Source organism: Streptomyces sp. DG1A-41 (assembly GCF_037055355.1).
In the GTDB taxonomy this organism is placed as follows: Bacteria; Actinomycetota; Actinomycetes; order Streptomycetales; family Streptomycetaceae; genus Streptomyces.
Map to the genome: position 1 here is coordinate 3,190,308 of NZ_CP146350.1, position 26,236 is coordinate 3,216,543.

The window sequence follows — 26,236 nt, forward strand, 5'->3', positions numbered from 1 at the left end:
CCCGGGCTGAAGGCCCTGCACATCATCACCGGCCTCGGCGTCGGCGGTGCCGAACAGCAACTCCGGCTGCTGCTGCGCCACCTGCCCGCCGACTGCGACGTCGTGACCCTCACCAACCCCGGCCCGGTCGCCGAGGGCCTGACGGCGGACGGTGTCCGCGTCATCCACCTCGGCATGTCCGGCAACCGTGACCTGTCCGCCCTGCCCCGTCTGCTCCGCCTGATCCGGTCCGGCCGCTACGACCTCGTCCACACCCACCTCTACCGGGCCTGCGTCTACGGCAGGATCGCCGCGCGCCTGGCGGGCGTCCGGGCCGTGGTGGCCACCGAACACTCCCTCGGCGGCACACAACTGGAGGGTCGCGCCCTGACCGCCGGCGTGCGCGCGCTGTACCTGGCCAGCGAGCGGCTGGGCCGCACCACGGTCGCGGTCTCGCCCACGGTGGCCGACCGGCTCCGGCACTGGGGCGTGCCCGAGCCGCGCATCGAGGTGGTGCCCAACGGCATCGATGTGGCCCGCTTCCGCTTCGACCCGGTCAGCCGCGAGCACACCCGCCACCGTCTCGGACTGCCACAGGACGCGTACGTCGTCGGCGGCATCGGCCGGCTGACCGCGGGCAAACGGTTCGGCGTCCTGATCGGCGCCCTGACTCGGCTCCCCCGCGATTACCGGCTCCTGCTGGTCGGCGGTGGCCCGGAGGAGAACGTGCTGCGGCGCACCGCCGAGCGGGCCGGGGTGACCGACCGGGTGCTGTTCACCGGCGAACGGCCGTACGACGCAGGCACCCGCGGACTCGATCTGCCGGCGTTGACCTCGGCGATGGACGTGCTCGCCTCGCCCAGCCCGGAGGAGGCCTTCGGCCTCGCCGTCGTGGAGGGCCTGGCTGCGGGGCTGCCGGTACTGTACGCCTCCTGTCCGGCCGTCGAGGACCTCCCGCCGCACCTCGCCGCCGGGACCCGCCGGGTGCGGGGCGGCGCGGACGCGTTCGCCCGCGCCCTGGCCGAGACCCGCACCCTGACCGAGGCCGGGCGGTCTCGTCCGCCGAGCCGCCCCGTCTCCGCCGCCGCCCGCCACTACTGCATCACGCGCACCGCCGCACGGCTCATGAACGTGTACGCGGCCGCCGTCTCCCGCTCGTCACCGTCTCCTCTGGAAGTGGCCCTCTCATGACCTCCACCACCGAATCTCCGGCAACCCAGACACCTCCGGCACCCCCGGCAATCCCCACAGTACCGGCCCGCCGGCACTCCGTACTGAGGCGCCCGAGAGCTCTGCCGCCGTGGTCCCTGCTCACGGCCGGCGCCCTCACCGGTGCCCTGGCCGGCGGCATCTACGGCGCCCTCACGCCGCCCGCGTACTCGGCCACGGCCTACGTCCTCGCCGTACCGACCGCGAAGTCGGACCCGCAGGCGGCGCTCGGCTTCGCCCAGGCGTACGGCCGCGTCGCCACGCAGCTCGCGGTGCTGGCGGACGCCCAGGTGGAGGCGGGCGTGCCGACGCGGACGCTACGCGAGAGCGTGCGGTCGGCGACCTCCCCGGACGCGCCGATGGTCGCCGTGACGGCCACCGCCGCACGCCCCGGTCTCGCCGTCGACATGGCCACCGCGGTCACCCGTGCGCTGACCCGGCACGCCCACCACGCCAAGGACGCCACGCAGGTCGAACTCCAGCAGTTCTCCCGGGCCGTCAAGCCCACCGAACCGTCCTCGGCGTCCCCCGTGCTGACCGGCCTGGTGGGCGCGAGCGCGGGCGGCCTGCTGGGCGGCCTCGCGCTGCTGGTCCGCCCGCGCCGCACCGCCGCCGACGGGCACGGGCAGCGGTGAGCGCGACGCTGCAGGCCTGCGCCGGAACCCTGCGGGCCGAACTGTGCACGGACGAGCGGGACTTCACCGCACTGGGCCCGGCCTGGGAAAGGCTGTACCGCAGGTGCGGTGCGGCGACGCCGTTCCAGAGCCACGCCTGGCTGCACTCGTGGTGGACGTCGTACGGCAGGCCCGGCCGGCTGCGGCTGGTGCTGGTGCGCGACGGCGGCGAACTGCGGGCGGTCGCACCGCTGATGCTCCTCGGGCCTCCGTTGCCCCGGCTGGTCCCTCTGGGCGGGTCGATCTCCGACTTCGGGGACGTACTGCTCGACGACGAACACGCCGACCGGGCGACGGCCCCACTCACCGAAGCCCTGTCGGCCGCTGCCCGCACCGCGCTGATCGACTTCCGCGAAGTACGGCCGGGCGGCGCGGTCGAACGCATCTACGACCACTGGCGCGGCCCGCGCCGCCGGGTGCGCGATTCGCTCTGCATGGAGCTGCCCGCCGTACCTCTGGAGGAGCTGACGGCCCAGCTGCCCGTCCCGAAAGCCCGGCGGGCGCGGGCCAAGCTGCGCAAGCTGACCGCGCTGGGCGTGGCGGATCGGACCGTGCCCCCCGACGAGGTGGCCGCGGCGCTGAGACGGCTCCTCGCGCTGCACCGGTTGCAGTGGCAGGGCCGCCGGGTGACGCCGGAGCACCTACGGGAGCGGTTCGCCGAGCACCTCGTGCGCGCGATCGGTCCGATGGTGCGCTCCGGCGACGCCATGATCACCGAGTTCCTGCTGGACGGCGAGGTGGTGGCCGTCGACCTGGCACTGCTGTCTCCGCACTTGGCGGGCTGCTATCTGTCCGGCGTCCACCCCGTGCTGCGCGAGCGGAAGGCGGACATCGCCGTGATGCTGCTGGAGGCCTGCGCCCGGTACACCGCCGACGGCGAGCGCGGCACGCTCAGCCTGCTGCGCGGCAGCGAGCCGTACAAGCGCCAGTGGGCCCCGGAACCCGTCGTCAACCAACGGTTGTTGCTGGCCCGGCGGCGTACCACCCCGCTGCTGTCGGCGGTCGTCTGCGAGGTCGCCGCACGCAGCCATGTCAAAGGACTCGTGCGCCGGTGGAAGGAGCAGGGCGGCGGCAGGACCTGAGCCCACCGCCCCTCGGACCGGCGGGGTCACCAGATGCGCGGCCACCAGTCGGAGCGGACGCAGAACCTTCCACCGAGCCAGTACTCGACCCAGTCACCCAGGTCCAGCGGCGAGCAGTTCAGGGGCGGCGGAGACACCGGTGCGGGCTGTGGTGTCGGCAGCGGGAGCGGCGGGGGCCCGGTGGCGGAGAGCACGGACCGGTACACCTCGGCCGCCTGCGGATTCCGCCGGCACTGCCACACGCCGTGCGGGCAGTAGTCGGTGATCGTGTGGTACAGCGGCTTGTGCTCGTCGATCCAGGCGAGCATGCGCCGCATGTACTCTGCGTTGTCGCCGTTGCGGAACAGGCCCCATTCCGGATACGAAATGGGCTTGCGGTGTTCCTTCGCGAAGTCCACGTGGTCCTGCAGCCCGTACGGCTCGGTCACCTGTGCCTCGAAGGACAGCCCCTGCGGCTGGTCGTACGAGTCCATGCCGATGATGTCGACCGTGGCGTCCCCCGGATAGCACTCCGTCCAGGGAATGGCGTCACGCCCGCGACTCGGCGCGAAGTCGAACCGGAACTGCTGCCCCGTCACCGAACGCATGGCGGTGACGATCCTGTTCCAGTACGACTTCCACGCCTCCGGGTCCGGCCCGCACCGATGCGTGTACGTCGTGCCGTTCATCTCCCACCCGAGTACGAGCACGGTGTCCGGCACCCCCAACGCGACGAGCCGTTCGGCCAGACGGCGGTAGTGTCCGTCGAACTCCCCTGCCGCACCCCGCCGCAACAGCGCACGCACCTCGTCATCGGACAGGCCCTCCTCATTGCGCTCCATCATGGGCACGTTGAGGACGAACATCCGGTCAGCCCTCTCCCGACGCCAGGCCGCCCAGACATCGAGGAAGCGGGGCCCGCCCTCGATGTTGCTCCAGAGGTCGCCCGGCAGATAGGTGCGCCCCACCCGCAGTTGGGCCCCGTTGAGCCACCGGCTGAACCCGGCCATACGGGCCACGCCGAGCGAGTCGTAGTGGAGGTAAGCGCCGAAGGCCGCCCGCGGGGCGAGCGGCACGGCCGGCAGGGGCAGCGCGGACGGGACGACGGCGGCGGGCGGGACCACGGCGGCTGTCGGCGCAGGCGTCTGGGCGGCCTCTCGGGCCCCGGCGTCCACGGCGTGTCCCAGTACCGGTACCAGGGCGGCCGACGCGAGAAGAACGGCCGCGACGTACAGAGGCCATCTTCTGCGACCCCGTTGCTGAGCGACCATGGCTGCCCCTTTCTCCGCGCATCCCGGCAGCAACCGAACCGCGCGGAGTGCCACACGTTTATCCGAATTCAATTCACTGATCAGTCATGTGTTTGCCCGTACGTACCGACTGAGTCCTCTGCCTCGGCAGCCCCTGACCACCCGCACGAGTGAGCCGTGAGCGAGGAAAACGAAGGCGACGCGCGACTGGAGCATGGCGGGGTCGGCCTTGGGGACCGGAGAAAGCACCCGGGTGCCGGACGCGGCGCGTCCGGCACCCGGAGCAGAGCACTACCGACGGGACGCGGCCCGGCCTCGTCGGTACATGATCACGCCACTTGTCAGCAGCACCGCCGCGGCCCCCGATGCCGCGATGGCCTGCTTGTCCAGGCCGGTCTCGGGGAGCTGGGGCGGCTCCGCCGGTGGCGAGACGGGCGGCTTCGCCGGGGGCTCGGAGTGTCGAGGCGGCTCCTTGGCCGGCGGAGTGGTGGCGGGAGGCGACGATGTGGGTGGCTTCGTCGTCGGCGGCCTGTGAGTGGGCGGCGGAGACGTGGGCGGCTTCGTGGGCGGTGTGTCGCCGTAGCCGCTGTCGTGGCCGTAGCCTCCTGGCGCGTCTGAGTCGTCACCGTAGCCGCTGTCGTGGCCGTAGCCTTTCGGCGCGTCTGAGTCGTCACCGTAGCCGCTGTCGTGGCCGTAGCCTTTCGGCGCGTCTGAGTCGTCGCCGTCGCCAGTGTCGTGGCCGTAGCCTTTCGGCGCGTCTGAGTCGTCGCCGTCGCCAGTGTCGTGGCCGTAGCCTTTCGGCGCGTCTGAGTCGTCGCCGTAGCCACCGTCATGTCCGGAGCCGGCGTCCTCACCACTGCCGGCATCCTCCCCGTAGTCACCGTCGTCCTCGGCGACCACGTCCTCACCACTGCCGGCATCCTCGCCGGAGCCGGCGTCCTCACCGCTGCCGGCATCCTCCCCGTAGTCACCGTCGTCCTCGGCGACCACGTCCTCACCACTGCCGGCATCCTCGCCGTAGCCACCGCCATGTCCGGAGTCGGCATCCTCGCCGTAGCCACCGTCCTCCGCGGCGACCACGTCCTCACCACTGCCGGCATCCTCGCCGGAGCCGGCGTCCTCACCACTGCCGGCATCCTCGGCCCCAACCTCAACATCATCGCCGTACCCGCTGTCACTACTGGGGGCACTGCTGGGGGCACTGCTCGGGGCACTGCTCGGGGCACTGCTCGGGGCACTGCTCGGGGCACTGCTCGGGCCGCTGTCGCCGTACCCAATGGCACTGAGGTAACCGGGCACATCGACATCGACATCATCGGTGTCGTTGCCAACGCCGCCGGGCCCGCGGTCATCGCTGTGCGCGGCGTCGTCCGGGGTGCCTGACGATGCGCGCGGGTTCGGGCCGCTGGTGAGGGAGCTCCCGACGGGCGGGTCGGTCACGGCACTCATGTCGTTGGACTTGTCAGCTGCGCTGACGGACACCTCGGCTTGCGTGTCCGCGAACGCCGTGATGCCGTACAAGGGCAGGATGCTCGTCGCGGCGGCAGCCACGACCATTCCCCTACTCAGGTTCTTTCGCAATCTAGTCGTCTTCCTGTTCGAAGAAAAGGGGAAACCACAGGCCGGAATCGCGCGGGATTGCGTGCAACAGATCGCACCGCACCGCGTCAGCGATTCCTCCTCTTCTTACGGCTGCGACCTGGGATGGCTTCTCGCCTCCCGTAGTTCCGCCTCCGCTGGATCTTCTGGCTGGTCCAGTGATGAGAACCGGTGAAGTGCCAGTACCTACATTCCGAGCATCGGTAGATGCGGTCGGGGATCTTCTCCAACAAAGGCTGTTTGATCAGCCAGATCCTCGCCTCGGATTCGGTACGAAACGATGCTTTACCGGTTTCTGGACAACGCGGCAGGATGATCGTATCAGTCATATTCCCTCCGAGGCGCGATGCGACGCACATCCCTCTGGGTGGTACCGATACTGCATCGGCAGGAAAGCGTCCATCAAGCAGGTGACACTCTTCCGGGCGAACAGCCATTGATTTTAATCCGAACGGCCCTGTACGGCGACTGACATGAATTGCACTGATCGGGCGGCACTCGGGACGACTTCACCATCTGTGCCGCACTGCACCCACGCGCTCGACCACGTGCCGAGCTCACCGGCCACGGAAAAGAAAGAGCGGCCATCGGAATGGATGGCCGCAGCCGACAGGGCGCCGGCTCTCGATCAGCGACTGCCATGAACGCCAGCGATACGACGTCACGGCGATCAGTAGCTGGTGAAACAGAAAGCGCCTCTCTCTCGGCGGATCAGAATGTCACCTAATCCGCCTCCAGGGAAAGACGCTTCCAGCCAGGCTGCGATTCCAAAGGGAATCCACAGGAAAGGCCCTGACCGCCGAACTGCAGTCGAACGGTCAAAGCCTCCCAGGAGGACTCAGGTCGTTCAGACCACTGGGGGCAGCGTGACCGAGACCGTGGCCGTGGCCGTGTTGGTGTTGGTGTTGGTGTTGCTGTTGGTGTTCTCGTTGACGATGATGATGTCGTCGACGCTGTTAGACGAGTCCTCCTTCTTGTCCTCGTCCCAGCAGGAGGCGCTGGCAGCCGAGGCGGAACCCGCGAGAATGGCCACCGCCGCGAGGGCCGACGCAGCACCCCGCTTCATGGTCTTACGCATTTGAAATCTCCAATCTGTTTCTTCCCCACTGGAAGAACGGGACCGATATTGCCGCGACACCGAAGGCCGCACAACTCAGAAACACCAAGAGCCCGGAACTTCATCCAAATGGCCCTGCAGTTCAGGTGATATTAATTACCGAGTGCGCAGACCACACCCGGTCGGCTGCCCAATAAAGCGCCGGCCTTCTGGACGACGGCGTCAGGCGAAGGTCTGCTGCGGAGCGGCCTGTGTCGGCGCGGCAGGGAAGAGCAGCGCGGAAGCCGGCAGCACGGTGGCCACCGCACAGAGCATGCCCTCCGGGATAGCAATAGGGCCGACCGCCATAGGCGGTCGGCCCTACGTTCTAGGCACCTAAATGTTCTTAGATACCTTTCGGGAAGATGTGATCACGGGCATGTGCATGCAGACCCGCAACACGCGTGCGCTGTCCAGCCATGAATCACCGGCGTCAGGGCACGGCAACCCCGTCACTACTCCGGCAACCGGCGAACAGCGGAATGCGCGGCTCGACGCCGCGCATTCGCCGTGGGTTTGCGACCGCTCGAGCGAAGCACCTCTCCCCCGGCGGATGAGGATGTCACCCCATCCGCCCGTCAGGGAAGGATGCTTTCAGGTCGGGTCACGATCCCCAAGAGAATCACGTGACCGCCGAACTAGATTCGAACGATCACAAGCCGACTCCGTAGGGCTCAACCAATATCAGAGGCCGAGGCCGAGGACGCCAAGGAGGGTAGGCGCGGGGGCCTGCTGGCCAGCGGCGCCCGCCGCAGCCGGGGCCGGCTCCGGCGCGGGCGGCGGAAGGGTGACCGTCGCGGTGGCGGTGGCGGTGTTGTCGTTGGTGTTGCTGTTCGTGTTGTCATTGTCGTTGACGATGACAATGCCCGACTCGTCGCTCCCGCGCACGTCCTCGACGGCGCTGGCAGCCGAGGCGGAACCCGCGAGGAGGGCCACCGCCGCGAGGGTCGACGCAGCACCCCGCTTCATGGTCTTGCGCATTTGATATCTCCGTTCTGTCTCTTCCCGGTTGGAAGAACGAAACCGATATTGCCTCAAGACGGAACCAGGCACCACTTGGAATGCCTGTGGCTCCGGAACTTCATCCACATGGCCCCCTGGGGCAGGTAATACGAAGTGCAGAATGCCCAGCTCACGCCTCACCATTGACCCAATGGAGTAATGACACACCGGCTACGCAGCAGAGTTGAATCACCGTTTCTATTTCGAACCACCGACCGAATGCGCGCTCGATGGGGATCATTCGGTCGTGGTCCCGGCGTCGGGCCGAGGTGCCTCGAGCTGCGACTGTGGTACTCCGGCCAGGCCAACCACTCCACCGACAAGGCCAGTTGGAAGCCCCCGAGGCTGTCATGTCGTGTCAAGCCGCCTGAGGAAGCTCTTGCAGTCAGGCTGGATTCCTTCGTTCGGCAATCCTCATCGTCTGGCGGCAGATGTTGCCCTTGAGACATTGCTGCGCGGCACGGGGCCCTTGCCCTCGCTGAGATGGCGGGCGATGTATGTCTTCATGGCAGGAGCGAGCATCCTGATCAGAGTGATCGTGCGCCCTCGGTTCAGCCGGCGGTCGCCGCCCGCCCCCGGTGCAGGGCGAAGGCTGCCTCGGGGCGGAGTCGGCCCAGAAAAGCGGCCAACTGAGTACTCTGCGCTGCAGCGTTCGCCCGACGCCGAGCAAGCCCAAGAGCTCGGCGGTCAGTTGCGGATGAGCTGGAGGAGTTTGTTCTCCAACTCGTCGGCCTCGGCCTGGAGGTGGCGGATACGCTGGGCAGTAGAACGCAGAGCGCGGATAGTCACGCGGTGCTCGCCGGACGACGCGGGGCGGTGCCGTGGGGCCGGCACCGCGCAGCGCATGACCTGCTGCGGTCCGCCGAGGCAACGCAGTTCGGCATGGAAGTCATCCAGGCGCGGATAACAGCACGCGCAGCGCCTCGCGTTCTCCGCGGCTTCAGGGCTGGATGACGTGCTCGGCGGCCAGGGCCTCACTCGCCGCGCGGATGGCTCGAGCGTGTCCGACTTGCGGCCCGCACGGACCGGCGGGCGCTTGGGCCGCAGACCCCGACGCCGCGTTCACCAGCGTCCTCAAGAAGGGCGGCGGGGACGGCGCCGTAGCTGCCGATTCCTTCGAGTGCCCAGCAGCGGCTCTTCGCGGTCATGCAGGAGGGCCGCTAGAGATCTTTGAGGACGCAGGTTACTTGGGTCCGTGACGGCTGTCGTGGCTGCGCCGTGCGGCGGGACGAGGTGGCCCGACTCTGACCTCCAAGGCCCCGGCGGTACCCGCTGCAAGCTCGGTGCGGGTCAAGCACCGATGCTGTTAGCCGTGTCGATGTCGGCCCGTCCGCCATCGCCTGGCGACCAGTGCTGGACTTTGGCGGATCGCCGAGGTCGTGCGCCACCGGTTCGTCGTCGAGTACGCCCTGGCGGGGCTGGAGCTGCTGCACCGCATCGGCTGAAGCGTGCGGGTCTCGTCCCGCAGGGCCACCGAACGCGACGAGGAGAAGATCGCCGCCCGGTAGGACGAGCAGTGGCCTGTCATGAGACGGCCATCAACGGAACCTCAACAACCAGATCAGCCGTTGAATTGGCACACCCCCTACGGCGCGTACGGCTGCGAGTCGGCTGATCGTGGAGAGCTGAGACGGCGCCGTGTTGTCGCTACTCGTACCTCTTCGGACCGACATGCCCTACTCCCACAACCCGGCACGTCCACAGGGTGCTGAGCGAGCCCCGGCCAAGATGACGCCGGGCATCCACCTCCTCGCGGGCTACGCGCGAGGTCTTCGTCCTCAACTGCGGGGTGCTGGTCCGGGGAGCCGGAGAGTGCTGCGGCAACTGCGGGACGGGAGTGCGGGACGGGATGCTGGTCTGAAGTGGTCAGCGACTGTAAGCAGGTGGCGAAGCCGGTGATGCGTCCACTTCCCATCATGGGCACGGGCGGCTTCGTCACTGATGGCCTTGTGGAACGCGCGGAGTTCATCTCCGCTTCCAGGTCCATACCGATGCCGGGGCATGCCCGACGACCTGTCGGCGGTGGCCGCCGTCCACCCGGACCCTGCGGATCAAGGAATGGGCGGCGACCGTATCCGTCAGACTGCTGCCGACGAGCAAGTGCCGTCAGCAGTTGCCGATCTGGGTGCTCGCACCGTCGGTCTTCAGCGTGGCGCAGACCTCCGGGGTTTTGGGCAAGGTGACGGTGAAGGTCTCTTCGACACCGGCCTCAACGGTCTTCTCAACGCTCGCGAGCACGGTGCCGTCGCCATCGGCGATGTGCACACTGACAGTCCGCTCCTGCTCGCAGGTAACACCGACTCTGACCGAAGTGATCACCTTGTTGCTGACCGTGTTGAGGCTGACGCCGCAGGGGAAGGGCTGCTGGGCAGCGGCCTGCGCGGGCGCGGCGGCGACGAGCGGTGTGGAAGCCAGCAGCACGGTGGCCGCCGAACGGAGCATGCGATGAGGCATTGGTTCTCCTGGGTGTCAATCGGGCCGACCGCGCCTTAGGCGGTCGGCCTCTCGATCGCGGCGCCAATAAATTTCCCTTAAGCGCCATTTGGGGTAGATGTGACCACGGTTCGCACGATCCCCGCAACATGGCGCGTTCCAGCGGATGACCGGATACGCCACTCGGGTGGACCGATGTTCGTGCCCCCGGTACCTGCCTGTACGGGAGCGTCGGCTCCCGTAGACTGCGTCGATTTCGGCCGCGCACGCCGCCGTCACCTCGTGGCCATCTGGACCTCGGCACACACGTGGTGTCGGAGACCAGGTGGCATAGGTGGCGTTCTGCCGTTGCTGCCACCGCTTGAGGCGACGGCCGCGAGAGCCACAGCAGCCGTCCGAACGTCCGGTGAGGTTCGGACGTCCATGCCGTGACGTCGCTTCCTCTCGGAGCAGTACGGCCGGTCTGCGGCGACCCGGTCGACGGGCAGCAGGGCACCGTCCAAGGTGACGAAGGCCTTGGTGTTCCCATCAAGTAGGTGTCGCCGCACAGCGTTCCCCTAGGGAACCACTGGGCCTCGCGCGCTTGCGCGGTCCAACCCGCGGTCACCACCGCCAGACCGATGGGCTTCGCGCGCTCAGCCGGCCAGCCACGGACCGGCCCTCGAGACGCTCCAGCACAGAATTCACCCATACGTGGCTGTTGTGACTATTCAGGGTGAAAAGTACTGATGATGCATTTCCATGATGAATCGTCTGGTCATCCTATGATCGACAGTTTCAGCGAGCAGCGTCACGGCTCCCCCGAGGAAGGCTCTTCAGGATGCGAGAGATGTTCACCGCCCGGCGGCGGATCGTCGCGGCGATCGCCGCGGCGGTCGCGGCCGCCGCCATCGGGTGCGGTACCGCCCTGCCCGCCAATGCCAATCCGGCCGACGGAAGGGTTCTGGACGAGGGTTCCGCCGACTCCGTCGACGACAGCTACATCGTCGTGCTGAAGGACTCCGCCGGGTTCAGGGCGAAATCGGCGGAAGGCGAACTGTTCGCAGCCAAGTACGGCGCCACGGTGGATCAGACCTACGACGCTGCGCTCAATGGCTACGCCATCCGGGTCGGCGCCTCCGGAGCGAGGAGTTTGGCGGAGGACCCGGCCGTCGAGTTCGTCGAGCAGGACAAGAAGGTCCGCCTCGACGCGACCCAGATCAACCCGCCGTGGGGCCTGGACCGGATCGACCAGGCCCGACTTCCGCGCGACCTGACGTATACCTATCCGGATACGGCGGGGCGTTCCGCGACCGTGTACGTGATCGACACGGGAGTGCGCATCACTCACACGGAGTTCGCCGGGCGCGCAAGACACGGCTACGACTTTGTCGACCGTGACTACACCGCCTCCGACGGCAACGGTCACGGAACGCACGTCGCCACCACGGTCGCCGGCAAGACGTACGGCGTGGCGAAACTCACCAGGATCGTGTCCGTACGGGTGCTGAACAACAGCGGGGTCGGCACCCTCTCCAACGTCATCGCGGGCGTCGACTGGGTCACCTCGCGCCGCGTCCGGCCAGCGGTCGCCAACATGTCGCTGGGCGCCGGCGCCAGCACGGCACTCGACACCGCGGTGAGGAACTCCATCGCCTCCGGTGTCACCTATGCGGTGGCCGCCGGCAACTCCAACAGGAATGCCGCCTACTTCTCACCCGCCCGGGTGGGTGCTGCCCTCACCGTGGGAGCCAGCACCTCGGTTGACTTCAGATCCAGTTTCTCCAACTACGGTTTCGTGCTCGATATGTTCGCCCCCGGCTCGTCGATCACCGCCGGCTGGCACACCAGCGACACGGCGGCGGCCACGCTCTCCGGCACCTCGATGGCGGCCCCCCATGTCGCGGGAGCCGCGGCCGTCTACCTCACCTCGCACCCCACCGCCGGTCCGGCGACCGTACGCAGCGCTCTCGTCAACGGGGCCACGACCGGAGTGCTGAGAAACATCGGGCCCGGTTCACCCAACAGGCTCCTCAGACTCGTACCCTAGATGATCGATTCGAAGGGGTCAGCGGTCGGAGGCGGTCAGTGATCCCAGCAGGACGGTTCGTTGCTGGCCGTCTTCAACTCCACCAACACCGTCTGCGAGCGAACATCGGCCGGCACAACACCGATTCCGCGACTGCGGGTTCCCCCGGTCAGGGCCCACACGTCGGACACCGCCGCCGCGCGGTGGCCTGCGCTGCGAGGGTACCGAGGGCGTACTCGAGAGCCAGTTCCACGGCGGCGGGGCGGAACAGCGTCCCCGTGCCGTCGGGCGGGACCAGCCAGCGGAGGCCTCCTCCGGCCAGGTGCGGGGCGGGCACTGTGACCCATGCGCCTTTTCCCAGGTACCGGACACTCGAACCGACCCAGCGGCCTATCGGGTCCGGCGGCAGGAAGAAGCCCACTCTGCGCGAGGCGGTGTCCGTCAGTACGGGACCGGGGGCCTGTGGTGTGCGCAGCAGGGCACCCAGGGCCAGCACTCCCAGTTCCTCGGGCACACTCAGCACGTCCCAGAACCGTCCGCAGGCCAGCACGGCGATCCCTGTTTCTCCCCGCCACTGCCGCTTGCAGTCGCGGGGATCGGTCGCGGCGGCGGCGAGCCATTCCACGGCCTGCTCTCTGGCTGTTCGCATGGTGTCCCTCCGGATCCGTTCGCCCGTGCGGGCAGGACGGCGATCTCCCCCTCACCGCCAGGCTGGTCGGACCCGGCCTGTTCATGCTGATGGATCTCTCTGTTCCACGGAAGGGGTGGCGAACCATGGCGAATGCGTTCAAAATGTTCGACCCCCAAACAGGCGTTCCCTCGGAGCGGCCCAGAAAACGGCGCCTTCGCGCAGCCTCGACGGCGGTGGCGTACCGGTCCTGACGCCCGCGCCGCGCCCGTTGGCCTAGGACACCACGTCCTTGCGGGCGAAACCGCGGAAGGCCAGGGCGAACAGCACGAGCGCGTACGTTACGGAAATCGACGTGCCCTGGATCATGTCCGTCCACTGCAACTGCGGCTGGACCGCGTCGAGCCAGGCGTACTGCCAGTGCGCGGGCAGGAAGTGCCGCCAGTCGCCGAGGGCCGTCACCTCGTCGAGGACGCTGCCGATGATGGTGAGGAACACCGCGCCGCCGACCGCGCCGAGCGGTGCGTCCGTCCGCGTCGACAGCCAGAACGCGAGGGCCGCGGTGACCAGTTGGGACACCATGATGTACACGACGACGATCAGCAGGCGCTGGGCCGCGGTGCCGGTGGGCAGGGTGCCGCCGGTGGGCAGCTGGAGCGGGCCCCAGCCGTAGGCGGCCGTGCCGACGACGAGGGCGACGATCGGGAGCAGCACCAGCGCGGCCAGGCTCAGAGTGAGCCCGACGGCGAGCTTGGACCACAGCAGCCGGGCCCGGGGCACGGGCGCCGCGAGCAGATAGCGCAGGGACGACCAGCTGGCCTCCGAGGCCACCGTGTCGCCGCAGAACAGGGCGACGGGGATGACGAGCAGGAAGCCGGCGCCGGAGAAGAGGTTGACGGCGGCGAAGTTGGCTCCGGAGGCCGTCGCCGTGTCCATGAGGTTCACGCGGTTGTTGTTGCCGCCCGGGTCGCCGCCGACCTGGAAGGCGATGAGCAGGATGATCGGCAGGGCGACCAGGACACCGCCCATGACCATCGTGCGGCGCCGCTTCAGCTGCCGGACCAGCTCGACGCGGAAGGGCAGGGTGCGGCCCGCGCGGTAGCCCTCGGCGACCTCGACGGGCTCGGCCCGGTCGGCGAGCTTGCTCATGCTTCGGCTCCGATCAGGGTGAGGAAGGCGTCCTCCAGGCGGCGGTGCGGGCCGACCGACCGCACGGGCACGTCCAGCCGCACGAGTTCGGCGACCAGGCGCTGCGGGGTGCCGTCGGCGTCGAGCTGGACCAGGAGGCCCTCGTCGACGGGCACGGCCGAGGCGACGCCCGGCAGGGCGGCGACCTTCTCGACGACGGGCTCCTCCACGGGCGTGGCTGTGCCCACCAGGAGGGTGTCGCCCGAGCCGACGATGTCCTCGACCGGGCCCGCCTGGACGAGCTGTCCGTGGTCCATCACGACCAGGTGGGTGCAGGTCTGCTCGACCTCCGCGAGGAGGTGGCTGGAGACGATGACCGTGCGCCCCGCGGCGGCGTAGCGGATCATCACCTCGCGCATCTCGCGGATCTGGGGCGGGTCGAGGCCGTTGGTCGGTTCGTCGAGGATGAGCAGGTCCGGCAGGCCGAGCATGGCCTGGGCGATGGCGAGGCGCTGGCGCATGCCCTGGGAGTAGGTGCGTACCGCACGGGCGAGCGCGTCGCCGAGGCCCGCGATCTCCAGGGCCTCCTCCAAGTGGGCGTCTTCGGCCGGGCGGCCGGTGGCGCGCCAGTACAGGTCCAGGTTCTCGCGGCCGGACAGGTGCGGCAGGAAGCCCGCGCCCTCGACGAACGCGCCGACCCGGGAGAGGACCGGGGCGCCCGGGCTGATGGCGTGGCCGAAGACGCGGATCTCGCCGCCGTCCGGCTTGATCAGGCCCATCAGCATGCGCAGGGTCGTGGTCTTGCCGGCGCCGTTCGGGCCGAGCAGGCCGAGGACCTGGCCCTTCTCCACGCGGAAGGACAGGTCCTTGACGGCGTACCGGTCGGAGGACTTGGCGTACCGCTTGGTCAGGTCCGTGATCTGGAGGGGCACTTCGGCCAGCTCGGGGTCCGGCGGGGCGGGGGCCGCCGTGCGGCGGCGTCCGGTGATGATCAGCGCCAGGGCGATCGCGGCACCGGCGAGCGGCATCCACCACACCCAGGCGGGCAGCGGGCCCTGTGCGTTGCTCTCGCCGAGCGCCGACGGGACCTTGAGGTCGCCCTTGAGGGAGACGGTGTACGTGGCCGGGGTCGCCGGGGAGGCGTAGCCGAGGTCCGTCGAGGCGAGGACCAGGCGCAGCCGGTGGCCGTCGTCGACCTCGTGGTCGATCGCCGGGAGGGTGAGGGTGACGTCCTTGCCGGCCTTGGCGTCCTCGACCCTGACGGGCGTGACCAGCTGGGAGGGCAGTACCGGCTGGGTGCGGCCGGGGCCGACGTCGTAGACCTTGGCGAAGAGCACGGCGTCGTCGCTGGTGGACTTCACGTGGACCGTGGCCGTCGGGGAGCCGGTGATCTGGACGTCGTCCCGGAACGGGGCCGACTCGAACGCGGCGAACTGGCCGGGGAAGTCGAGGGAGACCCCGACACCGAGCGAGGACAGCTGGCTGAGGCCGCCCGCGCCGCCGAGGCCGGGCAGGGCGGAGACGCCGGGCGGGCTGGCGCCGGGCGGGTTGTCGAAGCTCTGCTCGCGGCCGGCCAGGGCGATGGAGCGCTGCTTGCTCTCCAGGCCGGGGTAGCGGTCCGAGGTCACGCCGGTCAGCCGGGGCTCGCCGTCGCCGGAGCCGAGGCCGAGGGTGCGGGTGACGCGGAAGGCGGGGCCGGTGTCGACGCCCTTGTCGTCCTTCAGGTAGCGGTCGAACCAGCTCTGCACGCGGCCCTGGACGCGGCTCGTCTCCATGTCGCCGCCGTCGTGGCCGCCGGCGATCCAGTCGACGTCGACGAGGGCGCCGTTGGCACGGATCGCCTTCGCGGCCTGGTCGGCCTGGCCCAACGGAAAGAGGGAGTCGGACTGGCCCTGCATCAGCAGCGTCGGCACCTTGATGTTCTTGCCGACCGCGGAGGGCGAACGCTCGTCGAGCATCTTGCGTGCCTCGGCGTCCGGCTTGCCCGACTCGGCGACCCGCTCGTACATCCGGCACAGCACGGGCTCGAACCGCTCGCAGCCGCCGCCGGAGTTGACGAAGATGCCGGCCCACAGCTTCTTGAACACGCCGTTCGGGAACAGCGCGTCGGAGAGGTTCCAGTACGTGATGGCCGGGGCGATGGCGTCCACCCGGGCGTCGTGTCCCGCCGTGAGCAGGGCGATCGCGCCGCCGTAGGAGCCGCCGGCCATGCCCACGCGGGGGTCGCCGGGCTTGTCGAGTTCGACCTGGGGCTGCTTCGCCAGCCAGTCGATGAGCTTCGAGACGTCGGCGACCTCGCCCTTCGGGTCGTTCAAGCCGATCTTCCCGTTGGACTTGCCGAAGCCGCGCGCCGACCAGGTCAGGACCGCGTAGCCGTCTCTGGCGAGATCCTCGGCCTGCTGCCGTACGTCGTTCTTGCTGCCGCCGAAGCCGTGGCCGAGCAGGACGGCGGGGCGGCGGCCGGCTCCGCCGGAGGTGAAGTACGAGGTGTCGATCCGCACCCCGTTCCCCGTGTCCAGGACCCGGTCGGCGCGGTCGACCGGGGGCACCTCGTCGGACGCGACGGCCGTCCACGTCCCCGCGCCTGCGAGCACGACGACGGCGGCCCCGGCGGCGAACAGCCTCCGGGGCCTCCGAAGCAGCCCGCGCAGTCCGGGCAGTCGAAGATCCATGCGTCAACGGTACGGGGTGAACCTGTCGATGAGTTGTCGACCGGAGACCGAAGTGCAAGGCCTTCCAGGGGTGTACACGGCGTTTTCGGCGTACTGCGGGTGGTGTACGGCCTCGAACCCGGGTGGTGTTGTGATCGGCCGGGTGCGGGCTTCGCTGTGGTTGTTCACCGCCCACGCGGCGGAGCCGCATATCGATACAGCCCCGCCCCCAGCAAAGCTGGCGCTGGGTCCTCAGTGGTTGCGCGGGAAGCCCAGGTCCACGCCCGCCGGGACGTCGGCCGGGTCCGGCCAGCGGGTGGTGACGACCTTGCCTCGGGTGTAGAAGTGCGTGCCGTCGTTGCCGTAGATGTGGTGGTCGCCGAAGAGCGAGTCCTTCCAGCCGCCGAAGGAGTGGTAGCCCACGGGGACCGGGATCGGGACGTTCACGCCGACCATGCCGGCCTCGACCTCCAGCTGGAAGCGGCGGGCCGCGCCGCCGTCCCGGGTGAAGATCGCGGTGCCGTTGCCGAACGGCGAGGCGTTGATCAGGTCCAGGGCCTCCTCGTAGGTCTCCGTGCGCAGCACGCAGAGCACCGGGCCGAAGATCTCGTCCTGGTAGGCCTTCGCGCTCGTGGGCACCTTGTCGAGCAGCGAGATGCCGATCCAGTGGCCGTTCTCGAAGCCGTCGACGGTGTACCCGGTGCCGTCGAGAACCACCTCTGCGCCCTCGGCCGCCGCGCCCTCGACATAGGAGGCCACCTTGTCGCGGTGGACCTTGGTGATCAGCGGGCCCATCTCGGAGGCCGGGTCGTTGCCGGGGCCGATCTTGATCTTCTCGGCGCGCTCGCGGATCTTCTCCACCAGTTCGTCGCCGATCGCGCCGACCGCGACGACCGCCGAGATGGCCATGCAGCGCTCGCCCGCCGAGCCGTAGGCGGCGGACACCGCGGCGTCGGCCGCAGCGTCGAGGTCGGCGTCCGGGAGGACCAGCATGTGGTTCTTGGCGCCGCCGAGCGCCTGGACGCGCTTGCCGTTGGCGGAGGCGGTGCTGTGGATGTAGCGGGCGATCGGGGTCGAGCCGACGAACGACACCGCCTTGACGTCCGGGTGCTCCAGCAGGCGGTCGACGGCCACCTTGTCGCCGTGGACGACGTTGAAGACGCCGTCCGGCAGGCCGGCCTCGGCGAGCAGCTCGGCGAGCTTGATCGACGCCGACGGGTCCTTCTCGGACGGCTTCAGCACGAACGTGTTGCCGCACGCGATGGCGAGGGGGAACATCCACATCGGCACCATCGCCGGGAAGTTGAACGGCGTGATGCCCGCGACGACACCGAGCGGCTGGCGGATCGAGGACACGTCCACGCGGCTCGCCACCTGCGTGGACAGCTCGCCCTTCAGCTGGACGCTGATGCCGCAGGCCAGGTCGACGATCTCCAGGCCGCGCGCCACCTCACCGAGCGCGTCGCTGTGCACCTTGCCGTGCTCGGCGGTGATCAGCTCGGCGATCTCGTCGCGGTGCGCGTCCAGCAGCGCCCGGAACTTGAACAGGATCGAGGTCCGCTGGGCCAGCGAGGACTGGCCCCAGGTGGCGAAGGCCTCCTTGGCGGCGGCGACCGCCGCGTCCACCTCGTCGACCGAGGCGAACGCGACCTTCGTCGTCACCTCGCCGGTCGCCGGATCGGTCACCGGCCCGTGCGTGCCCGAGGCGCCTTCGACGGTCTTGCCGCCGATCCAGTGGTTGACGATCTTCGTCATGGCCGGGAACTCCTTCACAGATGGCGGCGTCGGGTGGAGACGTGCCGTTCGTACAGCTCACGTGCCTTGACCGCGGACGGCCGTGTCGCGGTCTCGGCCACGGGTACATCCCACCAGGCCTGCGCGGGAGGCGCGCCCGACACTGTGTCTGCCGTTTGGGTCTCCACGTAGACACATGTGGGAGTGTCGGCCGCCCGGGCCTCGGCGAGGGCCTCCCGCAGGTCCCGTACGGACTTCGCGCGCAGGACGCGCAGGCCGAGGCTGGCCGCGTTGGCGGCGAGGTCCACCGGCAGCGGCGGCCCCGTGTAGGTGCCGTTCTCGGACGGGAAGCGGTAGGCGGTGCCGAACCGCTCGCCGCCGACCGACTCGGACAGCCCGCCGATGGACGCGTAGCCGTGGTTCTGGATGATCAGCACCTTGATCGCGACGCCCTCCTGCACGGCCGTCACGATCTCCGTCGGCATCATCAGGTAGGTGCCGTCGCCGACCAGCGCCCACACGGGCCGGTCGGGGGCGGCCATCTTCACGCCGATCGCGGCCGGGATCTCGTAGCCCATGCAGGAGTAGCCGTACTCCACGTGGTACTGGTCGTACGAGCGGGTCCGCCACAGTTTGTGCAGGTCGCCGGGGAGGGATCCGGCCGCGTTGATGAGGATGTCCGACTCGTCGACCAGGGCGTCCAGGACGCCGAGGACCTGCGGCTGGGTCGGGCGGGTGTCCGGCTCGTCCACCTCGTAGCAGGCGTCGACGCGCTGTTCCCAGCGCTCCTTGTCCTCGGTGTACTCGGTGGCGTACGACGACGCGACCCGGTGGCCGTGCATCTCCAGCCGCTCGGTCAGCTCCTCCAGGCCGGTGCGGGCGTCCGCGATCAGGGGCTGCCCGGCGAGCTTGTGGCCGTCGAAGGAGGCGATGTTCAGGTTGAGGAACCGGACGTCCGGGTTCGAGAAGAGCGTGCCGGAGGCGGTGGTGAAGTCGGTGTAGCGGGTGCCGACGCCGATCACCAGGTCGGCGGTGCGGGCGAGTTCGTCCGCGGTGGCCGTGCCGGTGTGGCCGATGCCGCCGACGTCCTGGGGGTGGTCGTGGCGCAGGGAGCCCTTGCCGGCCTGGGTGGAGGCGACCGGGATGCCGGTGGTCTCGGCGAACTCGGCGAGCGCCTCTTCGGCGCGACTGTGGTGGACGCCGCCGCCGGCGACGACCAGGGGCCTCTGCGCCGCGCGGATGATCCGTACCGCCTCGGCGAGTTCCGTCGGGTCGGCGCCGGGACGCCGTACGGTCCAGGTGCGCTCGGCGAAGAAGTCGTCGGGCCAGTCGTACGCCTCGGCCTGTACGTCCTGAGGCAGGGCGAGGGTGACTGCGCCGGTCTCGACGGGGTCGGTGAGCACGCGCATCGCGTTCAGCGCCGACGGGATCAGGGCCTCCGGCCGTGTGATCCGGTCGAAGTACTTCGACACCGGGCGCAGGCAGTCGTTGACCGACACGTCGCCCGCGTACGGCGCTTCGAGCTGCTGGAGGACCGGGTCGGCGGGGCGGGTGGCGAAGATGTCGCCGGGCAGGAGCAGCACCGGCAGATGGTTGATGGTCGCCAGGGCGGCGCCGGTGACGAGGTTGGTGGCGCCCGGGCCGATGGAGGTCGTGACCGCGTGCGTGGACAGGCGGCCCGACTGGCGCGCGTAACCGACCGCGGCGTGCACCATGGCCTGTTCGTTGCGCCCCTGGTGGTACGGCATCGCGTCGGTGTGCTCCAGGAGCGCCTGGCCGATGCCGGCGACGTTGCCGTGGCCGAAGATGCCCCAGGTGGCGCCGATGAGCCGCTGGCGTACGCCGTCGCGTTCGGTGTACTGGGCGGCGAGGAAACGGACCAGCGCTTGCGCGACGGTCAGCCGGGTCGTCATCGGTAACCCCCTGTGCCTGTTACATGGTCCGGGTGGAAGCAGATCCGCCACTCCCGTGTCTCGCCCGGTCCCGCCATGACGTTGAGGTAGTACATGTCGTGGCCGGGCTGGGCGATGGACGGGCCGTGCCATCCGTCGGGGACGAGGACGGCGTCGCCGGAGCGGACCTCCGTGAGGACGTCGGATCCGCCCTCACGCGAGGGGAATACGCGCTGGTAGCCGAAACCGTTCGGGCCGTCGATCTCGAAGTAGTAGATCTCCTCCAGCTCCGACTCCTCGCCGGGCCGGTGCTCGTCGTGCTTGTGCGGCGGGTACGAGGACCAGTTGCCGCCCGGGGTGATCACCTCGACGGCGATGAGCTTGTCGCAGTCGAAGGCGTCGGCGGAGGCGAAGTTGCGCACGTGGCGTGCGCAGGTGCCGCTGCCGCGCTGTTCGACGGGGACCTCCGGCGCGGGGCCGTAGCGGGCGGGGAGTTGTCGCTCGCACTTCGCTCCTGCCAAAGCAAAGCGGCCTCCCGCGCCGGAGGCGATCTGGGCCCGGGCGTCACGGGGCGCGTACGCGAAGTCGGTGACCGACGCGAACACGTTCTCCCTGCCCGAGAGAGGGAACTCTTCGTCCTCGACGCGCACGGTGCACGCGCCCGTCAGGGGCAGCACGATCCACTCGCTGTCCCCGGTGGTGAAGGTGTGGGTGCCGCCCGGTGCGAGCTCCACGATCCGCAGGCTGCTGTGCGTCCAGCCGGCCCGCTTGGGGTCGATGTCCAGGACGTAGTTCACATCGGTGGTGGTGCCCTTGGGGACGTACAGCTCACTGGTCATGAAGCGGCCCTCACAGCAGTCCTACGGCGGTGTCCACGGCGGCGGCCACGTCGCCGACCGCCGGGTACAGCAGCGACCGGCCGACCACCAGCCCGCGCACGGTGGGCAGTTGGAGGGCGCCGCGCCACTTCTCGTACGCCCCGTCCTGGTCGTCGCCCACCTCGCCGCCCAGCAGTACGGCGGGCAGCGTGGAGGCGGCCATGACCTCGGCCATGTCGTCGGGGTTGTCGGTGACCGGCACCTTGAGCCAGGTGTAGGCGGAACTGCCGCCCAGGCCCGAGGCGATGGCGATGGACCGGGTGACGGCCTCGGCGGACAGGTCGTTGCGCAGCCGGCCCGTCTCGTCGCGGCGGGAGATGAACGGCTCGACGAAGACGGGGAGCCGGCGGGCGGCCATGTCGTCGATGGCGCGGGCGGTGGACTCCAGGGTGGTCAGGGAACCCGGGTCGTCGTAGTCGATGCGCAGGAGCAGCTTGCCCGCGTCGAAGCCGAGGCGCTCGATGTCCTCGGGGCGGTGGCCGGTGAAGCGGTCGTCGAGTTCGAAGCGCGCGCCCTGGAGGCCGCCGCGGTTCATCGAGCCCAGGACGACCTTGCCGTCGAGGGCGCCGAGCAGGAGCAGGTCGTCGAGGATGTCGGCGGTGGCGAGGACGCCGTCCACGCCCGGGCGGGACAGGGCCAGGCAGAGGCGTTCGAGCAGGTCGGCGCGGTTGGCCATGGCCATGCTGCGGCCACCGACGCCGAGGGCGCCGCGGGCCGGGTGGTCGGCGGCGACGATCATCAGCCGGCCGTGGTCGTTCAGCAGGGGCCGGCGGGGGCGACGGGCGGCGGCCTCGGCGATCGCCTCCGGGCGGTGGCTGCGGAGGTGGACGAGTTCGGAGACGTCGACGGTCACGTGACGGCCCCCGCGGTGACGGCCGCCTCGATCTCGTCCGGAGTGGGCATCGCGGAGGAGCACTCCAGGCGGGAGGCGACGATGGCGCCGGCGGCATTGGCGTGCCGCATGGTCTTCTCCAGATCCCAGCCGCCCAGGAGGCCGTGGACGAGGGAGCCGCCGAAGGCGTCCCCGGCGCCGAGGCCGTTGAGGACGTTCACGGGCAGTGGCGGGACCTCGGCGGTGACGCCTTCGCGGTTGACGGCGAGGACGCCCTTGGGGCCCTGCTTGACGACGGCCAGCTCGACACCGGCGTCCAGGAGGGCCCGGGCGGCGGCGTGGGGCTCGCGCACGCCCGTGGCGACCTCGACCTCGTCGAGGTTGCCGACGGCGACGGTGGTGTGGCGCAGGGCCTCCTGGTAGAAGGGGCGGGCCGCGTCGGGGTCGGTCCAGAACATGGGGCGCCAGTCGAGGTCGAAGACCGTCGTGCCGGACTTGGCGCGGTGGGCGAGGGCCGCGAGGGTCGCCGTACGGCTCGGTTCCTCGCTCAGGCCCGTGCCCGTGACCCAGAAGACGCGGGCGTCGCGAATGGCGTCCAGGTCGAGCTCGTGGGCGTCGATCTCCAGGTCCGGGGCCTTGGGCTGCCGGTAGAAGTACAGCGGGAAGTCGTCCGGCGGGAAGACCTCGCAGAAGGTGACCGGGGTGGGCAGGCCGGGGACCGGGGTGACCCAGCGGTCGTCGACGCCGAAGTTCTTCAGTGCCTCGTGCAGGTAGGTGCCGAAGGGGTCGTCGCCGGTGCGGGTGATCACCGCGGTCCGCCGTCCCAGGCGGGCCGCGGCGACCGCGACGTTCGTGGCCGAGCCGCCGAGGAACTTGCCGAAGGACGTGACCTGCGGCAGCGGGACACCCGTCTGGAGCGGATACAGATCCACCCCGATGCGCCCCATGGTGATCAGGTCGTACGCCATCGGCTTCCCCTCGGTGTCGGGCTCTCCCCGGCTTTGTAGTCCTCTTCCCGAAGCCCTGTCAATGTTTTGTCCGGACATTCGGACCAGATCATGACAGCGCTTTCGGCATGCCCTGGTCCTTTTTGGTCAAGTCTTCGGCCCCGGCTGCCGGTCCGCCTCTCCAGGCGGCTGTCGCGTGGCCGGCCGCCGACACTGCATCGCACTGGACGCCCCCATGTTGAGGACCCGTGCCGGGTGCCGGGTCAAGGCGCCCCGCCGAAGCTGCGGCGCGCGTCTTTGCCCCGGCTGTGTCACAAACGCCCCCTTCCCGTCACACGTGTCGCGTATACGCGGGCCTTCCGTCACACCCGGCGTACAGGCCCTGCCCTGTATCACCGAGGGTCGTTGACCGGACACAGACTTGTTGATCGCCAGCGCAGCGCCCGGCTCCCCGGGACGGCCGTCCCCGGTCGCCGCCGTGGTGCGCGCGGGGAGGGTGCACGTCATGACCGACCGAAGGCTCTGGTCCTACAAGGAGATCGCGGCACACATCCGAGTCCAGCCGGACACCGTGCGGTCCTACCGCAAGCACGGGCTGCTGCCTCCGCCCGACCACGTCGAGAGCGGCAAGCCCTACTGGTACGCCGACACGGTCCGGGCCTGGGTGGCGTCCAGGCCCGGCAACCGCCCCCGAAGAGCCGACTGACCTCCCCGGCCCGGCCTCATGCTCCACCGTCGCGTGGGGCACGGGTGCCTCCGGGGCGGTCAGCGCCACGGCTCGATGACCGTCGGGGAGCGTGCCGGGCGTCGCAGGGCAGGCGGGACTTTGCGGACACCCGCCAGCCCGTGCCGTACCGGCCTGTGCTTCAGCCCCGGGCCCCGACCCTGTCCCTGGCCGGTTCCGCTTCTCTGGCCGGTTCCGGGCCCGCCTCGCCCAGGCCGAAGCGTTCGTGGAAGCGGCGCAGGGGGCCCGGGGCCCACCAGGTGGCGCGGCCGGTGAGGCGCATGACCGCGGGGACCAGCAGGCTGCGGACGATCATGGCGTCCATGAGGACCGCCAGGGCGATGCCCAGGCCGAGCATCTTGGTGTTGGTGACCCGGGACGCGCCGATCGCGATCATGACCACGGCCAGGATGACCGCCGCCGCCGTGATCAGCCCGCCGGTGCGCTGGAGGCCATGGAGGACGGCCTGGTCGTGGTCGCCTGTGTGGTCGTACTCCTCCTTGATGCGGGAGAGCAGGAACACGCCGTAGTCCATGGACAGGCCGAAGGCCACGCAGAACATCAGGATCGGGAGGGTCGTCTCGACGGAGCCGGGGCTGGTGAAGCCGAGCAGGCCCGAGAGATGGCCGTCCTGGAAGATCCAGACGACCGCGCCGAACATGGCCGTCAGACTGAGCGCGTTGAGCACGACCGCCTGGACCGGGATCAGCACGCTGCCCGTGAGGAGGAAGACCAGGAGCAGCGTGACGATCGTGATGAAGACGGCCGCGAGCGGCAGGCGTTCCCCTATGGCGCCCTTGGAGTCGACCAGGACGGCGGCCGTGCCGGTCACCTTGGTGTCGAAGGGGGCCCGGACCTCGCGCAGTTCGCCGACGAGGCGCTGGGCCGGGTCGTCGACCGCCTCGCCCTTCGGCAGCACCGTGAAGTACGCCGAGTCGCCCTTCACCAGCGGCCCGTCGACCCGCAGCACATCGGGCAGTGCGGCGATCCGCTCCTTGTAGGCGCCGTACTGCGCCTCGCTCGCGCGTCCCTCGGCGAGCACTTCGAGGCCGCCGCCGGGGCTGCCCGGGAAGCCCTCCCGGATGTGCTGCTGCACGACATGGGACTCGGAGGTCGAGGGCAGCTGGCGGTCGTCGGCGGTGCCGAACCTGACGCCCAGGAAGGGCAGTCCGAGCAGGACGAGGACGGCAGTGGTGCCCAGGGCGAAGAACGGGGCGCGGCGCATGACGAACGACGCCGAGCGCGCCCAGGCCCTGCCCTCCTCCTCGGCGGGCTTCGGCCGCTGTCCGCGCCGGAACACGCGGCGCAGATCCAGGGAGTTGACCCGGTGCCCCAGCAGCATCAGCGCCGCCGGGAGCAGGATCAGCGCGGCGGCCGCCGCCAGCAGCACCACGGCGATCCCGGCGTAGGCGAAGGACCGCAGGAAGTACTGCGGGAAGACCAGCATCGCCGCCAGGGACACCGCGACCGTGAGAGCGGAGAACAGCACCGTGCGCCCGGCGGTGCGCAGCGTCGTGCCGATCGCGGTCAGGGGCTCGGCGCCGGTGGACAGTTCCTCGCGGAAGCGGCGGACGATGAACAGCGCGTAGTCGACGGCGAGGCCGAGGCCGAGGGCCGTGGTGAGGTTGATCGCGAACACGGAGACGTCGGTGAGTTCGGTGAGGCCGCGCAGGATCGCGTTCGTCCCGAGGATGGCGACGATGCCGATGCCGAGCGGCAGCAGGGCCGCGACGGCGCTGCCGAAGACCATCACCAGCAGCACGAGCGTCACCGGCAGGGCGATCAGCTCGGCCCGGGTCAGGTCCTCCTGGATGACCGTCTGCATCTCGTGCCGCACGGCGACCGGGCCGCCGACGGTGACCTCCACCGGGCCGCGCTCGCCGCGGTAGTGGGGTGCGATGCGCTCCAGGGTCTCGCCGGCGGCCTTCTCGTCGCCCGTGATGCGGGCGGCGATCAGCGCCTCGTGGCCGTCCTCGGCGCGCAGGGCCGGGGTGCCGGACTGCCAGTAGGAGCCGACGCCGGTGACGCCCTTCTCGTGCGCCAGTCGCCCGGCGAGACGCTCGGCCCGGGCGGCGACGGCCGGGTCGTCGACCGAGGCGTCGCCCGCGTCGACCAGGAGCAGCAGGTTGGGCTGGGAGCCGGGGAACTCGCGCTCCAGGGCCTTGGTCGCGTACGTGGACTCGGCGGCCGGGTCCTCCCAGCCGCCGGCGCCGAGCCGGTCGGCGACGCCGCTGCCGGCCAGCACCGCGAGCGCGGTGAGGCCCAGCGCCACCAGCAGCGACAGTCTGGGCCTGGCGGTCACGAAGCGGGTCCAGCGTCCGACGCGCGGTGGCGTGTTGACTTCGGTCATCGTGCGGTGTCCCCTTCACCGTGACCCGTGTCCAGGCGCAGCCTGACAGCACGGAACTGCCATAGACTGGCAAACACGAGAGATCGCTCGCATTTCTGCCGACTCCAGAATGCGAGCGCCCACTCGCGTTTGTCAACCGCGTTCTGAGACCTGGGGATAAC

General features: G+C 70.0%; 19 protein-coding genes and 1 pseudogene. 5 read left to right on the forward strand and 15 right to left on the reverse strand.

The features are described from left to right. Positions 1-6: 6 nt before the first annotated feature. From V8690_RS14795 to V8690_RS14805, 3 genes are read left to right on the forward strand one after another with little or no spacing between them, the layout of a single operon-like run. Positions 7-1,170: a glycosyltransferase gene (locus tag V8690_RS14795; protein ID WP_338785357.1), complete on the forward strand. Its 1,164-nt coding sequence runs from the start codon at positions 7-9 to the stop codon at positions 1,168-1,170. After that, entirely contained in the window at positions 1,167-1,823 is a 657-nt protein-coding gene (locus tag V8690_RS14800; RefSeq protein ID WP_338779132.1) for a lipopolysaccharide biosynthesis protein, read from the forward strand. Before V8690_RS14795 ends, V8690_RS14800 begins: the two co-directional genes overlap by 4 nt. Continuing rightward, positions 1,820-2,944 carry a GNAT family N-acetyltransferase gene (locus V8690_RS14805; RefSeq protein ID WP_338779134.1) on the forward strand — a complete coding sequence of 375 codons (1,125 nt, stop codon included), beginning with the start codon at positions 1,820-1,822 and terminating at the stop codon, positions 2,942-2,944. The genes V8690_RS14800 and V8690_RS14805 overlap by 4 nt, the downstream gene beginning before the upstream one ends. A 26-nt stretch (positions 2,945-2,970) precedes the next feature. Here the strand turns inward: V8690_RS14805 and V8690_RS14810 are convergent, their stop codons facing one another. The 6 genes and pseudogenes from V8690_RS14810 to V8690_RS14835 form a co-directional block, all read right to left on the reverse strand. Next, positions 2,971-4,194, reverse strand: coding sequence for a glycosyl hydrolase (locus tag V8690_RS14810; RefSeq protein ID WP_338779136.1), 1,224 nt, complete (start codon positions 4,192-4,194; stop codon positions 2,971-2,973). Positions 4,195-4,464: 270 nt separating this feature from the next. Continuing rightward, positions 4,465-5,724: an LPXTG cell wall anchor domain-containing protein gene (locus V8690_RS14815; protein ID WP_338779138.1), complete on the reverse strand. Its 1,260-nt coding sequence runs from the start codon at positions 5,722-5,724 to the stop codon at positions 4,465-4,467. Between the two features lie 895 nt (positions 5,725-6,619). Continuing rightward, complete coding sequence (locus V8690_RS14820) at positions 6,620-6,850, reverse strand: hypothetical protein (protein ID WP_338779140.1); 231 nt, start codon at positions 6,848-6,850, stop codon at positions 6,620-6,622. Between the two features lie 702 nt (positions 6,851-7,552). Then, complete coding sequence (locus tag V8690_RS14825) at positions 7,553-7,849, reverse strand: hypothetical protein (RefSeq protein WP_338779141.1); 297 nt, start codon at positions 7,847-7,849, stop codon at positions 7,553-7,555. 2,127 nt (positions 7,850-9,976) lie between these two features. Next, entirely contained in the window at positions 9,977-10,324 is a 348-nt protein-coding gene (locus tag V8690_RS14830) for a hypothetical protein (protein WP_338785668.1), read from the reverse strand. A 355-nt stretch (positions 10,325-10,679) separates the two neighbouring features. Further along, positions 10,680-10,821 (reverse strand): annotated as a pseudogene (locus tag V8690_RS14835) (IS5/IS1182 family transposase); the annotation flags it as partial. Positions 10,822-11,123: 302 nt separating this feature from the next. On the opposite strand from V8690_RS14835, the gene V8690_RS14840 reads away from it, so the two are divergent. Then, complete coding sequence (locus V8690_RS14840) at positions 11,124-12,332, forward strand: S8 family peptidase (RefSeq protein ID WP_338779142.1); 1,209 nt, start codon at positions 11,124-11,126, stop codon at positions 12,330-12,332. Between the two features lie 148 nt (positions 12,333-12,480). On the opposite strand, the gene V8690_RS14845 is transcribed toward V8690_RS14840, so the two are convergent. The 8 genes from V8690_RS14845 to iolC all read right to left on the reverse strand — a co-directional run bounded on the left by V8690_RS14845 (position 12,481) and on the right by iolC (position 23,022). Continuing rightward, the gene (locus tag V8690_RS14845) at positions 12,481-12,960 is read right to left on the reverse strand and encodes a hypothetical protein (RefSeq protein ID WP_338779144.1); all 480 of its coding nucleotides are present in this window, start codon (positions 12,958-12,960) and stop codon (positions 12,481-12,483) included. Positions 12,961-13,215: 255 nt separating this feature from the next. Continuing rightward, entirely contained in the window at positions 13,216-14,088 is an 873-nt protein-coding gene (locus V8690_RS14850; RefSeq protein ID WP_338779145.1) for an ABC transporter permease, read from the reverse strand. Next, on the reverse strand, positions 14,085-16,739 hold the full coding sequence (locus V8690_RS14855) for a CocE/NonD family hydrolase (protein WP_338779146.1): 2,655 nt from the start codon (positions 16,737-16,739) through the stop codon (positions 14,085-14,087). The genes V8690_RS14850 and V8690_RS14855 overlap by 4 nt, the downstream gene beginning before the upstream one ends. 231 nt (positions 16,740-16,970) lie before the next feature. Next, positions 16,971-18,473, reverse strand: coding sequence for a CoA-acylating methylmalonate-semialdehyde dehydrogenase (gene mmsA / locus V8690_RS14860; RefSeq protein ID WP_338779148.1), 1,503 nt, complete (start codon positions 18,471-18,473; stop codon positions 16,971-16,973). A 14-nt stretch (positions 18,474-18,487) separates the two neighbouring features. Beyond that, entirely contained in the window at positions 18,488-20,365 is a 1,878-nt protein-coding gene (gene iolD, locus V8690_RS14865; RefSeq protein WP_338779149.1) for a 3D-(3,5/4)-trihydroxycyclohexane-1,2-dione acylhydrolase (decyclizing), read from the reverse strand. Continuing rightward, on the reverse strand, positions 20,362-21,183 hold the full coding sequence (gene iolB, locus V8690_RS14870) for a 5-deoxy-glucuronate isomerase (RefSeq protein WP_338779151.1): 822 nt from the start codon (positions 21,181-21,183) through the stop codon (positions 20,362-20,364). The genes iolD and iolB overlap by 4 nt, the downstream gene beginning before the upstream one ends. A gap of 10 nt (positions 21,184-21,193) precedes the next feature. Beyond that, the gene (locus V8690_RS14875; RefSeq protein WP_338779154.1) at positions 21,194-22,075 is read right to left on the reverse strand and encodes a deoxyribose-phosphate aldolase; all 882 of its coding nucleotides are present in this window, start codon (positions 22,073-22,075) and stop codon (positions 21,194-21,196) included. After that, the gene (gene iolC / locus V8690_RS14880; protein WP_338779156.1) at positions 22,072-23,022 is read right to left on the reverse strand and encodes a 5-dehydro-2-deoxygluconokinase; all 951 of its coding nucleotides are present in this window, start codon (positions 23,020-23,022) and stop codon (positions 22,072-22,074) included. Before iolC ends, V8690_RS14875 begins: the two co-directional genes overlap by 4 nt. A gap of 484 nt (positions 23,023-23,506) precedes the next feature. Here iolC and V8690_RS14885 point away from each other — a divergent pair, with 484 nt between their 5' ends. Next, positions 23,507-23,707, forward strand: coding sequence for a MerR family transcriptional regulator (locus V8690_RS14885; protein WP_338779158.1), 201 nt, complete (start codon positions 23,507-23,509; stop codon positions 23,705-23,707). 160 nt (positions 23,708-23,867) lie between these two features. Here the strand turns inward: V8690_RS14885 and V8690_RS14890 are convergent, their stop codons facing one another. Continuing rightward, positions 23,868-26,075: an MMPL family transporter gene (locus tag V8690_RS14890; RefSeq protein WP_338779160.1), complete on the reverse strand. Its 2,208-nt coding sequence runs from the start codon at positions 26,073-26,075 to the stop codon at positions 23,868-23,870. Positions 26,076-26,236 lie beyond the last annotated feature (161 nt).